Raw genomic sequence first — 13,245 nt, forward strand, 5'->3', positions numbered from 1 at the left:
TACTCCCGTTCAGGTCGTGGGGTCGGTTCTGGGCAGGGCTGATCAGCCCGACGACGTGAGCGGTTACGTCAGGTGGAGAGCTTGCTGAAGGGGACTCGTCAGCCGGCGGGGACGCCGAGGGCGGGGAGGACCACGGCGTCGATGTACGAGATGAGGAACTCCTGGGTCGGCGGCTGGTCGTCGATCAGCGTGCGCGTGGCGAACGCGCCGACGAGCATGTGCACGACGTACTCCAGGGCCGGACAGTCGGCACGGACCTCACCGCGGTCGACGGCTCGCCGCACCATGCGGTGGAACTCCTCCATCTCCGGCTCGATGAGCAGTTCCTTGAACGCCTGGAGGAGGTCCGGGTTGCTGTGGACCGCCATGAACAGACCCCGCATCAGCGCGGCGTTCTGCTGCATGGTGCAGTCGTCCTCGCGCGAGGTGACGGCGTGCAGGTCGCCCCGCAGGGATCCGGTGTCGACGTCGGAGAGGTTGCCCGGCTTGTTGTGCCGGATCGCCTTCGCCACCAGCTCCGGCTTGCCGCCCCACTGGCGGTAGAGCGTGGCCTTGCTGGACCGGGTGCGGGCGGCCACGGCGTCCATGGTGAGGGCGTCGTAGCCGACTTCGCGGAGCAGGTCGAGCACGGCCGTGTACAGCTCGGCCTCGCGCTCGGGGGTGATCCGGCTGCGACGCCCGGCGGCGACCTCGGTCATCCCTGTCACCTTCCTGCTCCGACCGCGCCCCCGAACGACACGGTTTCGTACACGACTTCGTACACGACGAATGTAGCGCAGCCCTCGATAGAAACGAAACGGTTTCGTACGTGTCATGGGTCACGGCAGCCCGTTTGCCCTGACTTGCTGCGGTTCGCCCCCGGGCAAAGCATGGGGAGGTGAGCTATCTGCGTCTGCCGCACCTCCATGACGACCTGCTGTCCTTCGTGGCCGAGGACGACCTCTGGCTCGCCCCCCTCGACAGCCCCGGGCGCGCCTGGCGGCTCACCGTCGACCGCACCAGGACCGGCCCCGCCCGCTTCTCGCCCGACGGCCGGCACCTCGCGTACACGAGCTGGCGCAGCCTGGTGCCCGAGGTCCATCTCGCCCCGGTGGACGGCGGCCCGGCCCGGCAGCTGAGCCACTGGGGCAGCACCGACACCCGGGTCTGCGGCTGGACCCCCGACGGCGAGATCCTGGCCGTGGCCTCGCACGGCGAGCCGTTCTCGTACTTCACCTGGGCCTACAAGGTCTCCCCGGACGGCGACCCGGGCCGCAAGCTGCCCTGGGGGCCGGTGGCCGACATCCAGGTCGCCGACATCCACGGAGAGCGCAAGTCCCTTCTCCTGACCGGCACCCCGCCGCACGAACCGGCCTCCTGGAAGCGCTACCGGGGCGGAGCCACGGGGCGGCTGTGGCTGCACGGCGAACGACTGCTGGCCGGTCTCGGCGGCCATCTGCACTCCCCCATGTTCGTCGGCGGCCGGATCGCCTTCCTCTCCGACCACGAGGGCGTCGGCAACCTCTACTCCTGCGCCTACGACGGCTCCGACCTGCGCCGCCACACCGACCACGACGCCTTCTACGCCCGGCACGCCGCCAGCGACGGCACCCGGGTCGTGTACCAGTGCGCCGGCGACCTGTGGCTGGTCGACGACCTCTCGCCGGACTCCGAGCCGCGCCGGCTGGACGTACGGATGGGCGGTCCGCGTGCGGGGCGGCGCCCGTACCAGGTGGCGGCGGCCCAGCACGTGGACGGGATCTCGGTCGACGAGACCGGGCGAGCCAGTGCCGTCGTCGTACGCGGCAGCCTGTACTGGCTCACCCACCGGGACGGTCCGGCCCGCACCCTCACCGACACCCCGGGCGTCCGGGTGCGGATGCCGGAGATGCTCGGCGCGAGCGGCCGGGTGGCGTACGTGACGGACGCGGAGGGCGAGGACGCCATCGAGATCGCCTCCCTGCCCCGGGCGAGCGGCGACCGGGGCCCCAGGCGGCTCGCCTCGGGCGCGCTGGGCCGGGTGCGCGAGCTGGCGTCGGACCCCGAGGGCGAACGGCTCGCGGTCGCCTCGCACGACGGGCTCCTGCTGCTGGTCGACGTCACCGAGGAGTCAGAAGGCGGGGTCAGCGAGCTGATCCGGTCGGTCAACGGGCCCGTGCGGGACCTCGCGTTCTCCCCGGACGGGGCATGGCTGACCTGGTCGCACCCGGGTATCGGGCGCACCCTGCGGCAGATCAAGATGGCCAGACTCGCCGGAACGCCGGACGCGGGCCCGCTCGTCGTCGACGTCACCAACGGCCGTTTCGAGGACGAGAACCCGGTCTTCACGCGCGACGGCCGCTACCTCGCCTTCCTCTCCTGGCGCGGCTTCGACCCCGTCTACGACGTGCACACCGGCGACCTGTCCTTCCCGCTGGGCTGCCGCCCGTACCTCGTCCCGCTGTCCTCGGCGACGCCCTCCCCCTTCGCGGTGAACCCGGAGGGACGCCCGGCGGCCGGGGGCCTGGACCCGGTGGAGGACGACGAGAACGAGGAGAACGGGGCCGCCGTGACCGTGGAGCTGGAGGGGCTGGAGAGCCGGGTCACGCCCTTCCCGGTGGCCGCCTCCAAGTACTCGGCGCTGTGTCCGGTGGCGGGCGGCGGACTGGTGTGGCTGCGCTGGCCGATCTCGGGCGCGCTCGGCGAGACCTTCGCCAACCCGGACGACACCAGCGGCCGGCCGACACTGGAGCACTTTGGCATCTCCAAGGCCAGAAGGTCCGAACTCGCGGTGCACCTGGACTTCTTCGCGGTCAGCGGCGACGGCACCCGGCTGGTCGTGGCCGACGAGGGCGAGCTGCGCGCGGTTCCGGCCACCGAGCAGGGCGACTCGGACACCACGGTGTGGATCGACGCGCGCCGGATCCTGCACGTGGTCGACCCGGCGGCGGAGTGGCGGCAGGCGTACGAGGAGGCGGGGCGGCTGATCCGGGCCTACTTCTGGGATCCGGGCATGTGCGGCATCGACTGGGACGGGGTGCTGGACCAGTACCGTCCGCTGGTCGAACGGGTCGCGTCCCCGGACGAGTTCGCGGACCTGCTGCGCGAGGTGCTGGGCGAGCTGGGCACCTCCCACGCCTACGTCACCGCCGCCCGGCGCAATGAAGGACCGCCGCACTACCAGCGCCGGCAGGGCCTGCTGGGCGCCAACTTCGTACGGCGGGACGGCGGCTGGACCGTCAAGCGGATCCTGGCCGGCGACTCCTCGGACTCCAAGGCCCGTTCCCCGCTGGCCGGTACGGGCATCCGGGAGGGGGCGGTGCTGACCCACGTCGACGGCCGCCCGGTGGATCCGCAAGCGGGCCCGTATCCGCTGCTGGCGGGCGCGGGCGGCACGACGGTGGAGCTGACCTTCTCCCCGCCGGCGAAGCCGCCGGAGGGCGGGGGCCCGCCGCGCCGGGTCGCCGTCGTCCCACTGGTCGACGAGCGACCGCTGCGCTACCAGGACTGGGTGGCCAAACGCCGGGCGGTGGTCAGGCAGTTGAGCGGGGGCCGGTGCGGCTATCTGCACATCCCGGACATGGGCGGTTCGGGCTGGGCCCAGTTCAACCGCGACCTGCGCATGGAGGTGTCCCGCCCGGCCCTGATCGTGGACGTGCGCGGCAACGCCGGCGGCCACATCAGCGAGCTGGTCGTCGAGACGCTGAGCCGCACCGTCCTGGGCTGGGACCTGACCCGCGACGCGCAGCCCGTGTCGTACCCCTCGAACGCGCCGAGGGGCCCGGTGGTGGCGCTGGCGGACGAGGCGACCTCCTCCGACGGCGACATGATCATCGCCGCGTTCAAGCTGCTGAAGCTGGGCCCGGTGGTGGGGCAGCGCACGTGGGGCGGTGTGGTCGGCATGACCGGCCGTCACGAGCTGGGGGACGGCACGGTGATCACGGTGCCGATGAACGCGGCCTGGTTCGACGCGTACGGCTGGTCCGTGGAGAACCGGGGCGTCGCCCCGGACATCGACGTCCTGCGCACCCCGCTGGACTGGGCGGAGGGCCGGCACGCCCAGTTGACCGACGCGGTGGAGCAGGCCTTCGGGCTGCTGGAGACCAACCCTCCGGCGACGCCGCCGACTTACAGCGACGTACCGGACCGCTCCCGTCCGAAGCTGCCGCCCAGGGCATGAGGGATGCGGGGGGGAGGACGCGAGAAGGGGTGCCCCGCGCGAGGCACCCCTTCCGTTCAGCGCGCAACGTCAGGCGTCGTAGTCCTGGTCGAAGCGGTCCTCCTGCTCGCGCTCCCGCTCACGGTCGCGGTCACGCTGCGGGTGCTGCGGCGAGTCCATGTCCTCGTCGCGCCGGCGGCCGCGGCCCTGCATCTGCTCGCGGGCCTGGTCGGCCTTCTGGCGGGCCTGGTTCTGCCACTGCTCGGACTTCTCCTGGAACTGGTCCTTCATACCCATGTGGGTTCACTCCCGTTGGGGGTGAGGGGATCTGGCTCGATCAGATTCACACGGGCCGTGACCCTGCGCATGTCGATCACTTACGGAGCGTAGTCCTGTGCTGCTCGTCGGCCGCTCCGCCCGCCCCGACCAGGCCCGTACGCAGACCCGTCAGCCGGTCCGCGAACCGCCGCATCTCCCGCTGCCCCACCGTGCCGATCACCCCGGGCAGGTAGCCGCGCACGCCCTGCATGCCGCGCAGCCACCACTGCCCGTACACATGGCTCGACCTCCGCTCGATCCCGGCCACGAGCCGGTCCACGGCAGGGCCCAGCGGGTAGGTCTTGCTGGACGGCCAGGGCAGCCGCTGCCTCAACTCCCGCATGACGTCGTCCTGGTCGGCCCCGCGCACCATGTCGGTGTCGGTCCACGACAGATACCCGACGCCGACCTTCACACCCAGGTGCCCGACCTCGGCCCGCAGACTGTGCGCGTACGCCTCCACACCCGCCTTGGAGGCGCAGTACGCGGTCATCATCGGCGCCGGGGTGATCGCGGCCAGGGACGCGATCTGCAGCAGATAGCCCCGGCTCCGCGTCAGCAGCGGCAGGAACGCACGGGCGGTCACCGCCGATCCGACCAGATTGACCTCGATCACCCGCCGCCAGGACTCCGGGTCGGACTCGGCGAACGGCCCGCCCAGGGCGACACCGGCGTTGGCGACGACGATGTCGACCCTGCCGAAGCGCTCCTCGACCTCACTCGCGACCCGGGCCATCGCCTCATGGTCGGTGACGTCGGCGTACCAGTGGTCGCTGTCGCTGTGCAGCCGCCCGGACACCTGCTTCAGGGCGTCCGGCTCCAGGCCGACCAGCGCCACCTTCACGCCGCGCGCGGAGAGCTTGCGGGCCAGCAACTCCCCCACGCCGCGCGCCGCCCCGGTCACCACGGCGACCTTCCCTTCGAGGTTCACCCTGCTCATGCGCTCTCCTCGGTCACGACGTGGATGTGTGCGCCGGCGAGTTCCCGGATCTTCGCGCCGACGAGTTCGGGTGCCTCGACCGGTGTCATGTGGCCGATGCCGGGCAGCTCGGTGAGCCCGAGGCAGTGGGGCAGCGCGGCGGCCAGGGCCCGGGCCTGCACCGGCGGCGTCAGCCGGTCCGCCGTACCGACGACCACCGCCGTGGGCACGTCCAGTTCCCGTACGCCGTGGTCGAGGTCGAGCAGGTCCAGCACGTTCGACCAGGTGTGGCGGACCTTGCGGGGGCAGGCGTGCACGATGCGGGCGCACGCCTCGACCATGTGCGGGGCCGAACCGGGGCCCATGGTCCCGTACTTGAGGATCCGGCGGGCCAGCGGCGTGACCGGGCCGAGCGGGGCGCGGGAGCCGAGGATCCGCCGGGTCAGCCAGGTGCGCAGCCGCCCGGGCCGCAGGGGGACGACGGTGGAGGCCGCGACCAGCTGCGAACTGCCCGTGCTGCACAGCAGGACGGCGGCGGTGTGCGCACGGAAGGCGGCCCGCCCGGAGGCCGCCATCACCGTCATGCCGCCCATGGAGTGCCCGGCGACGACGGCCCGTTCGCCCGGGGTGAGGGTGGCGGTGAGGACCGCTTCCAGGTCGTCGGCGAGCGCGTCGGTGCTGCACGCCGGGCTCGCGGGGCTGCGTCCGTGGCCGCGCTGGTCGTAGGCGATGACCCGGTGGTCGGCGGCCAGTTCGCGGATCTGCGCCGCCCAGAAGGCGGTGGAGCAGGTCCAGCCGTGGGCCAGGACGACGGCGGGGGCGCTGTCGGGCCCGTGGATCTCGACGTGGAGACGGGCGCCGTCGGCGGAGACGGCGGTCAGTTCCCGTGCGGGGGCGGGTGGGGCGTAGGGGCCGGAGTCGACGTGCAGAAGACGGCTCACGCGTCCACCCCGGCTTTGTTCGGGGCCTGCGAGGCCCTGTTCTCGGTCTTCTTCGTCACGGGGGCCCGCAGGACGGCGTACTCGGTGAGGTCCACCCGCCGCGTCGCCCGCCGGAACTCTCCGGTGGTACCGGGCCAGATGGTGGTGTTGCGGCCGCTCGCGTCGAGGTACCAGCTGGTGCAGCCACCGGTGTTCCACACGGTGCGCTTCATGCGCTCCTGCACCCGGTGGTTCCAGGCCCGCACGGCGCTCGGGCGGGCGTCGAGGGCGACCCGGCCGCCGAGGACGTTCAGTTGGCGGACGTAGTCGGCCAGGTAGTTCAGCTGGGACTCGATCATGAGGATCATCGAGGAGTTCCCGAGGCCGGTGTTGGGCCCGATGATCGTCATCCAGTTGGGGAAACCGGCGGCACTGGCGCCGCGCAGGGCTTCCATGCCGCCCTTCCAGCTCTCGGCGAGGGTCCGCCCGTCCGCGCCCACGACCCGCTCGGCGATGGGCATGTCGGTGACGTGGAAGCCGGTCCCGAAGACGATCGCGTCCACCTCGGCCTCGCTGCCGTCGGCGGCGACGAGGGTGGATCCGCGGACCTCGGCGAGCCCGCTCGCGACCACGTCCACGTTGGGCTGCGCGAGCGCCGGGTAGTAGTCGCTGGACAGCAGGATCCGCTTGCAGCCGATGCGGTAGTCGGGGGTGAGTTTCGCCCGCAGGGCCGGGTCCTTGATGGAGCGGGCCATGTTGCGCCGGGCCAGGTCCTCCACGAGGCCGAGCTGCTTCGGGTGCTTGGTGAACGCCTGGACCTGCACCTCCCGGATGCCCCACAGCAGTCCGCGCCTGAGCTGCGCGGTGAAGGGCAGCTGCCGGTGCAGCCACCGCTCGGCGCCGCTGATGTCCCGGTCGACGCGGGGCATGACCCAGGGAGGGGTCCGCTGGAACAGGGTCAGCCGCCCCACCTCGGGCTGGATGGCGGGCACGATCTGGGCGGCCGACGCCCCGGTCCCCACCATGGCGACGCGCTTGCCGCGCAGGTCGCTGTCGTGGTCCCAGCGGGCCGAGTGGAAGACCTCGCCGGGGAAGGAGTCCAGCCCCGGGATGTCCGGGATCTTCGGGTCGGACAGCGGCCCGGTGGCCGACACGACGAGGTCCGCCGACAGGCTCCCGCTGCTGGTCTCGATGTCCCAGCACAGCCGGTCGCCGTTCCACGTCATCCGCTTCACCTCCGAGTCGAAGCGGAGGTGCGGGCGGAGCCGGAACACGTCCGTCACGTGCTCCAGGTAGGCGCGGATGTGCTCCTGACCCGAGAAGGTGCGCGGCCAGTCGGGGTTGGGCGCGAAGGAGAACGAGTACAGATGCGACGGCACGTCACACCGGCATCCCGGGTAGCTGTTGTCCCGCCAGGTGCCGCCGACGCTGCTCGCCCGCTCCAGGACGACGAAGTCGGTGACGCCCTCGCGGCGCAGCCGTACGGCGGCCCCCAGTCCGCCGAACCCGGACCCGACCACCGCGACCCGCACATGCTCGCGTTCGTGTTCGCGTCCCTGTTCGCGTTCGCCCATGCCGACACCTCCACACACCACGAGAACCGCGCCAGTGAACACTGGCGCAATGGGAGCGTAGGGCAGCGGCGTACTGATGGGTAGGGGGCGGGGCGAGGAAGTTACCCCTGGTACGCCGTAAGGTGCCCAGGTGGCCGAGAAGCGTGAATACCGCATGGAAGAGCTGGCCCGCCTGGCCGGGATCACGGTGCGCACCCTGCGCTTCTACCGCGAACGCAAACTGATCCCGCCACCCCGCCGCGAGGGCCGTATCGCCTGGTACGACGACGACCACCTGGCCCGGCTGCGCACGATCACGGCCCTGCTGGAACGCGGCCACACCCTCAGCGGCATCGCGGAGCTCGCGGAGGCCTTCGACCACGGCCGGGACGTCGGCGACCTGCTCGGCGTCGGCGCCCCGACCGAGGAGGAGCCGATCCACCTCACCCCCGAGGAACTGGCCGACCACTTCGCCGGCGAGGCCACCCCCGAGAACCTCGCCGCCGCCATGGAACTGGGCTACCTCGGCACCGACGGCGGCGAGATCGTCCACATCAGCCGCCGCCTCCTGGACGTCTCCTCGGCCCTGGTCCACGAGGGCATCCCCCTCGCGGAGGTCCTCCGCGCCGCCAAGCAGGTCCGCACCCACGCCGACGCCCTGGCCGAACTCTTCACCGACCTGGTCCTCCACCACGCCACCGAGACCGACCTCCCCCGCCTGCGCCCGCTGGCCCGAAGCGTGGTGGAGGCGGAGCTGTCGCTGGCGCTGGACCGACGGATGCGCAGGCCTTGAGCCGCTAGCGGTCGTAGACCACTGTCACCGGCGCGTGGTCGGACCAGCGCTCGGCATGCGTCGCGGCCCGCTCCACCAACCCCTTGACCGCCCGCTCGGCCAGCCCCGCGGTGGCCAGGTGGTAGTCGATCCGCCATCCTGAATCGTTGTCGAAGGCCCGCCCCCGGTACGACCACCACGAGTACGGCCCCTCGGTGTCCGGGTGCAGGGCGCGTACGACGTCGACGTAACCGCCGTCGGCCGGGTCGAGTACGCGGCCGAGCCACTCACGCTCCTCGGGCAGGAACCCGGAGTTCTTCTGGTTGCCGCGCCAGTTCTTCAGGTCGGCCTGCTGGTGGGCGATGTTCCAGTCGCCGCAGACCAGCACCTCGCGCCCCTCGGCGGCGGCCCGCTCCCGGAGCCCCTTGAGGTAGGCGAGGAACTCACCCATGAAGCGCTCCTTCTCGTCCTGCCGCTCGGTGCCGACCTCGCCCGAGGGCAGGTAGAGGGAGGCGACCGTGACGCCCGGCAGGTCCGCCTCGACGTACCGCCCGCTGCCGTCGAACTCCTCCGACCCGAACCCGACCTGGACCCGGTCGGGCTCGCGGCGGGTGTAGAGGGAGACGCCGGCCCGGCCCTTGGCGGCGGCGGGCGCATGCGTCACGTGCCAGCCCTCGGGCTCCCGGACGTGCTCGGGCAGCTGCCCCGGCTCGGCGCGCACCTCCTGGAGGCACAGCACATCGGCTTCCGTCTGCCCGAGCCACTCCACGAAGCCCTTCTTCGCGGCGGCACGCAGCCCGTTCACATTCACAGAGGTCACAGTGAGCACCCCGGCACGATACCGGCACACTGGACCAGGTCCAGATCCGGATCGAATACGGTAGCTCGCATGCGCATACGCCGGGTCTCCTTCGACCACCCCGACGCCGTGAAGCTGAACGACCTGGTCCAGGCCGAGTACGCCGTCCGCTACGGCGACGACGGCGACGCCACCGTCCTGGCCGCGTCCGACTTCCAGCCGCCGCACGGCATCTACCTGATCGCGTACGACGAGCTCGGCAGCCCCGTCGCCTCGGGCGGCTGGCGCAGCCAGGACGCGAACGACGAGGGCAACCTGGACGGCGACGCCGAGCTCAAGCGCATGTTCGTCGTCGAGCAGGTGCGCGGCCGGGGTCTGGCCCGCCGGATCCTGGCCGCCCTGGAGGAGGACGCCCGTACGGCCGGCCGGGTCCGCATGGTCCTGGAGACGGGCCTGAAGCAGCCGGAGGCCATAGCCCTGTACACGTCCAGCGGCTACGAGCCGTGCGCGAAGTTCGGCTACTACCGCCACTACGACGACAGCCGCTGTTTCGCGAAGGGCCTCTGACGCGTGTGGTGCTGAACACATGTCAGAGCCCCGGTCGGGGATCCCGACCGGGGCTCTGAGCTGCGTGGACCTGAGGGGATTTGAACCCCTGGCCCCCTCGATGCGAACGAGGTGCGCTACCGGACTGCGCCACAGGCCCTTGCAACGAGTGAAACTTTAGCACCCCGATCGGCCTGCTTGGAAATCCGTTCCCGCGGGGCGGCCACCTGCGGCTTCGCGGTCCTATTCGTTGGCGGCCCGGGGCCGGTCCCCGTCCTCGTACTGGTCGAACAGGGGCGTGCGGCCGCGCTCTCGTGCCCGCCGTGCGGAGGCCGCGCGGCGGGCGTCACTGCGCCCGTCGTCGTCACCTCTCTCCTGCGAGCGGTGTTCCGCCTCACCGGGGTCGGCGGGGTGGGTTTCGTCCTCCAGCTCCGGGGTGACCGCGCTCGACCGCGCCGAGCTCCAGGTGTCGGGGGCGCCGAGGTCCACGTCGCTGGTGGCCCGGGGCGCGACGGGTGCGGTCACATAGGTCGGCAGGGGTACCGGCACGGGCTCCCAGCTGTCGCCCTGTCCCGGCCGCCGCTGGCGCTCGCGCTGCTGGTCGACCCACTCGGCGTGGTCGGTCTGCTCGACGAGGGCGCGCCGGTCCGCCGCGAGGGCCGACAGGCCGGGGTCGGCCATCGGCTCGGGGCCGCCCTCCGGTTCGTCGGTCTCCTCGTCGGCGGAGGCACGCCGACGGGGCTGGCGCTGCCGCTCCCGCAGCCGCTGGGCGGCGGCCTCGGCCCGGCGGCGGTCCATCTGGTAGGCGAAACGGCGGCGCTCCTGGGCGCGCAGGTACGCGATGTAGACGCTGAGCATCACGGCGGGCACGCCCGGGGCCCACAGGAACGCGAGGCCTCCGACCGCGGCCACGATCGCGCCCAGGGTGAAGGCGAGGAACAGCATGATGGTGGTGCGCCGGCGGCGCGCGAGCACCTTCGAGCGCCGGGCTCGTGCTGCGGCCGCCTGGGCCTGGGGTGACGGGCCGCGCCGCGCGGCGGGCACCCGGTCGTGCCGGCGGTCGGTATGCGCCGCGTTCGGCCCGGCTGCCGGGTGGGCCTGCTCGGGGGCGGGCGACGGTACGGGTGCCTGGGTCTGGGGACGGGTCTTGGACACGGCGAAGGCCCGGACGTCCACCGAGTCGGTGACGGCGTCCAGGTCGTCGGCGTCCTGCTCCCCCTCGTCGGTGGAGCGCGCCCGCAGGTCCTTGGCGTACCGGCGCTCCATCCCCGCCCGTCCGGACAGCAGCCGGATGGCGGTGCTGAAGCGTTCCGTCGGACGGGCCTCGTTCAGCTCGTCCTGCCTACGGAGCCACATCGGCACCAAGTAGGCGGCCCAGGCCCCGACAATGACTGCGTAGATGAGGCCGCTGCTGCTCACGTCTCACACCGTAGAGGGGTTTGCGTGAGGCCATCCGCCAATTGCGCCGGTGTGTCGCACGATCTGGCTGATATTTCGAACTTTTTTTGTGACCGATGCGATCAGCAGACCGCCGAGGTCGGGAATTCAATGCCCTGAGACGGTCATCGGCCGATCAATTTCGAACACTTATTCAATTACCGGGGCGGTGCCGGATTCCCGGATTACTCTGCGATCGTGCCCGGTGCCAGCGTCTGAGCAACCCGTCCGGCACCTCTTCCGCCGTGAGCGCGAAGACGAGGTGGTCGCGCCAGGCGCCGTCGATGTGGAGATAACGCGGCCTGAGCCCCTCCTCCCGGAATCCGAGTTTCTCCACCACCCGGCGGCTCGGCGCGTTCTCGGGGCGAATGCAGACCTCGATGCGGTGCAGTCCGACGGTGCGGAAACAGTGGTCCACCACGAGCGCCACCGCCGTCGGCATCACCCCGCGGCCGGCCACCGACTCGTCCACCCAGTACCCGACGTGCCCCGAGCACATCGAGCCCCAGGTGATCCCGGCGACCGTCAACTGCCCCACCAGCCGCCCCTGGTACTCGATGACGAACGGGAGCATCCGGCCCGCGTTCGCCTCCGACCTGAGATGGCGGACCATCTGGCGGAAGGTCGGGCGGTGCGCGATCGGCCCGCCGGGCGTGGGCGGCGGAATGGTCGCCTCCCAGGGGCGCAGCCAGTCGCGGTTGCGCCGGTTGACCTCGCGCCACGCCCGCTGGTCGCGCAGCTTTATCGGCCTGAGGACGATGTCGCCGTCCACCAGCTCGACGGGCCAGGATGGGCTGTTCAGCTCGCACCCCCGCTGCTGGGTCTGGGGTGGTCGCCGCCGCGGAGCTGCTCGACGGCATGGACCAGCAGCGGCTCCAGGACCGCCAGTCCGTCCTTCACACCGCCGCTGGAGCCGGGCAGGTTGACGATCAGCGTCCCGGCGGCCACTCCGGCCAGGCCCCGGGAGAGCGCCGCGGTCGGCACCTTCTCCCGGCCGAACGCCCGGATGGCCTCGGCGATGCCCGGCACCTCGTGGTCGATCACCAGGCGAGTCGCCTCGGGGGTGCGGTCGGTCGGCGAGATGCCCGTGCCGCCGGTGGTGACGATCACGTCGTAGCCGGCCTCGACACCGGCGCGCAGCGCCGCCTCCACAGGGTCGCCGTCGGGGACGACCTGCGGGCCCTCCACCTCGAAGCCGAAGCGCTTCAGGCCGTCGGCGATCAGCGGGCCGCCCTTGTCCTCGTAGATCCCGGCGGCGGCCCGGTTCGAGGCGGTGACGACGAGAGCGCGGTACGCCGCGGACAGCGCACCGCCGATCGGTGCGTCCGGTGTCATGCTCGGCTCCAGTCGCCCGACTTGCCGCCCGTCTTCTCCTCCACCCGTACGTCCGTGATGACCGCTCCCTTGTCGACCGCCTTGACCATGTCGATCACGGTGAGCGCGGCGACGGAGACCGCGGTGAGGGCCTCCATCTCGACGCCCGTGCGGTCCGTCGTCTTCACGGTGGCGAGGATCTCCACGGCGTCGTCCGCGACCGACAGGTCCAGTTTCACACCGGACACCGACAACGGGTGGCAGAGCGGGATCAGGTCCGGGGTGCGCTTCGCGCCCATGATCCCGGCGATCCGCGCGGTCGCGAGGGCGTCGCCCTTGGGGACGCCCTCCCCGCGCAGCAGCTCGATCACCCGGGGCGAGACGAGGACGCGTCCGCTGGCGCGGGCGGTGCGCGCGGTGACGTCCTTCTCCGAGACGTCGACCATGCGGGCGGCGCCCGCCTCGTCGATGTGCGTCAGTCGGTCCTGCGTGGGGGTGTCGTGCGGAGGGGGGTCCTGCGTGCTCATGCTGTGTGGCGCTCCCGGTCCGG

At 72.0% G+C, this 13,245-nt stretch carries 13 protein-coding genes and 1 tRNA gene; 3 read left to right on the plus strand and 11 right to left on the minus strand.

The annotated features are described in order from the left end of the window. Positions 1-98 precede the first annotated feature (98 nt). Positions 99-698 (minus strand): TetR/AcrR family transcriptional regulator, encoded by a 600-nt coding sequence (locus tag ABEA82_RS17900; protein WP_345662526.1) that lies wholly within the window; start codon positions 696-698, stop codon positions 99-101. Positions 699-877: 179 nt separating this feature from the next. On the opposite strand from ABEA82_RS17900, the gene ABEA82_RS17905 reads away from it, so the two are divergent. Then, a complete protein-coding gene (locus ABEA82_RS17905; RefSeq protein ID WP_345662527.1) occupies positions 878-4,138 on the plus strand; it encodes a S41 family peptidase in 3,261 nt (1,086 codons plus the stop codon). 69 nt (positions 4,139-4,207) lie between these two features. Here the strand turns inward: ABEA82_RS17905 and ABEA82_RS17910 are convergent, their stop codons facing one another. From ABEA82_RS17910 to ABEA82_RS17925, 4 genes are all read right to left on the minus strand, one after another. Next, positions 4,208-4,414: a hypothetical protein gene (locus ABEA82_RS17910; RefSeq protein ID WP_345662528.1), complete on the minus strand. Its 207-nt coding sequence runs from the start codon at positions 4,412-4,414 to the stop codon at positions 4,208-4,210. 76 nt (positions 4,415-4,490) lie between these two features. Then, complete coding sequence (locus ABEA82_RS17915) at positions 4,491-5,375, minus strand: SDR family oxidoreductase (protein WP_345662529.1); 885 nt, start codon at positions 5,373-5,375, stop codon at positions 4,491-4,493. Then, entirely contained in the window at positions 5,372-6,295 is a 924-nt protein-coding gene (locus ABEA82_RS17920) for an alpha/beta fold hydrolase (RefSeq protein WP_345662530.1), read from the minus strand. The genes ABEA82_RS17915 and ABEA82_RS17920 overlap by 4 nt, the downstream gene beginning before the upstream one ends. Continuing rightward, a complete protein-coding gene (locus ABEA82_RS17925) occupies positions 6,292-7,848 on the minus strand; it encodes a flavin-containing monooxygenase (RefSeq protein WP_345662531.1) in 1,557 nt (518 codons plus the stop codon). The genes ABEA82_RS17920 and ABEA82_RS17925 overlap by 4 nt, the downstream gene beginning before the upstream one ends. Before the next feature lie 130 nt (positions 7,849-7,978). Here ABEA82_RS17925 and ABEA82_RS17930 point away from each other — a divergent pair, with 130 nt between their 5' ends. Beyond that, a complete protein-coding gene (locus ABEA82_RS17930) occupies positions 7,979-8,620 on the plus strand; it encodes a MerR family transcriptional regulator (protein WP_345662532.1) in 642 nt (213 codons plus the stop codon). A 4-nt stretch (positions 8,621-8,624) separates the two neighbouring features. Here ABEA82_RS17930 and ABEA82_RS17935 read toward each other — a convergent pair whose 3' ends face one another. Next, complete coding sequence (locus ABEA82_RS17935; RefSeq protein WP_345662533.1) at positions 8,625-9,428, minus strand: exodeoxyribonuclease III; 804 nt, start codon at positions 9,426-9,428, stop codon at positions 8,625-8,627. 60 nt (positions 9,429-9,488) lie between these two features. On the opposite strand from ABEA82_RS17935, the gene ABEA82_RS17940 reads away from it, so the two are divergent. Further along, positions 9,489-9,965 carry a GNAT family N-acetyltransferase gene (locus ABEA82_RS17940; RefSeq protein ID WP_345662534.1) on the plus strand — a complete coding sequence of 159 codons (477 nt, stop codon included), beginning with the start codon at positions 9,489-9,491 and terminating at the stop codon, positions 9,963-9,965. 65 nt (positions 9,966-10,030) lie between these two features. Here ABEA82_RS17940 and ABEA82_RS17945 read toward each other — a convergent pair. From ABEA82_RS17945 to moaC, 5 genes are all read right to left on the minus strand, one after another. Continuing rightward, positions 10,031-10,104 (minus strand) — tRNA-Ala (locus tag ABEA82_RS17945). 83 nt (positions 10,105-10,187) lie between these two features. Next, positions 10,188-11,363: a divisome protein SepX/GlpR gene (sepX, locus tag ABEA82_RS17950; RefSeq protein ID WP_345662535.1), complete on the minus strand. Its 1,176-nt coding sequence runs from the start codon at positions 11,361-11,363 to the stop codon at positions 10,188-10,190. Between the two features lie 172 nt (positions 11,364-11,535). Further along, positions 11,536-12,156: a GNAT family N-acetyltransferase gene (locus ABEA82_RS17955; protein ID WP_039932853.1), complete on the minus strand. Its 621-nt coding sequence runs from the start codon at positions 12,154-12,156 to the stop codon at positions 11,536-11,538. Between the two features lie 23 nt (positions 12,157-12,179). Further along, positions 12,180-12,716, minus strand: coding sequence for a MogA/MoaB family molybdenum cofactor biosynthesis protein (locus ABEA82_RS17960; RefSeq protein ID WP_345662536.1), 537 nt, complete (start codon positions 12,714-12,716; stop codon positions 12,180-12,182). Then, a complete protein-coding gene (moaC, locus tag ABEA82_RS17965) occupies positions 12,713-13,222 on the minus strand; it encodes a cyclic pyranopterin monophosphate synthase MoaC (RefSeq protein ID WP_345662537.1) in 510 nt (169 codons plus the stop codon). Before moaC ends, ABEA82_RS17960 begins: the two co-directional genes overlap by 4 nt. Between the last annotated feature and the right edge of the window lie 23 nt (positions 13,223-13,245).

The organism is Streptomyces venetus (assembly GCF_039540295.1).
In the GTDB taxonomy this organism is placed as follows: domain Bacteria; phylum Actinomycetota; class Actinomycetes; order Streptomycetales; family Streptomycetaceae; genus Streptomyces; species Streptomyces venetus.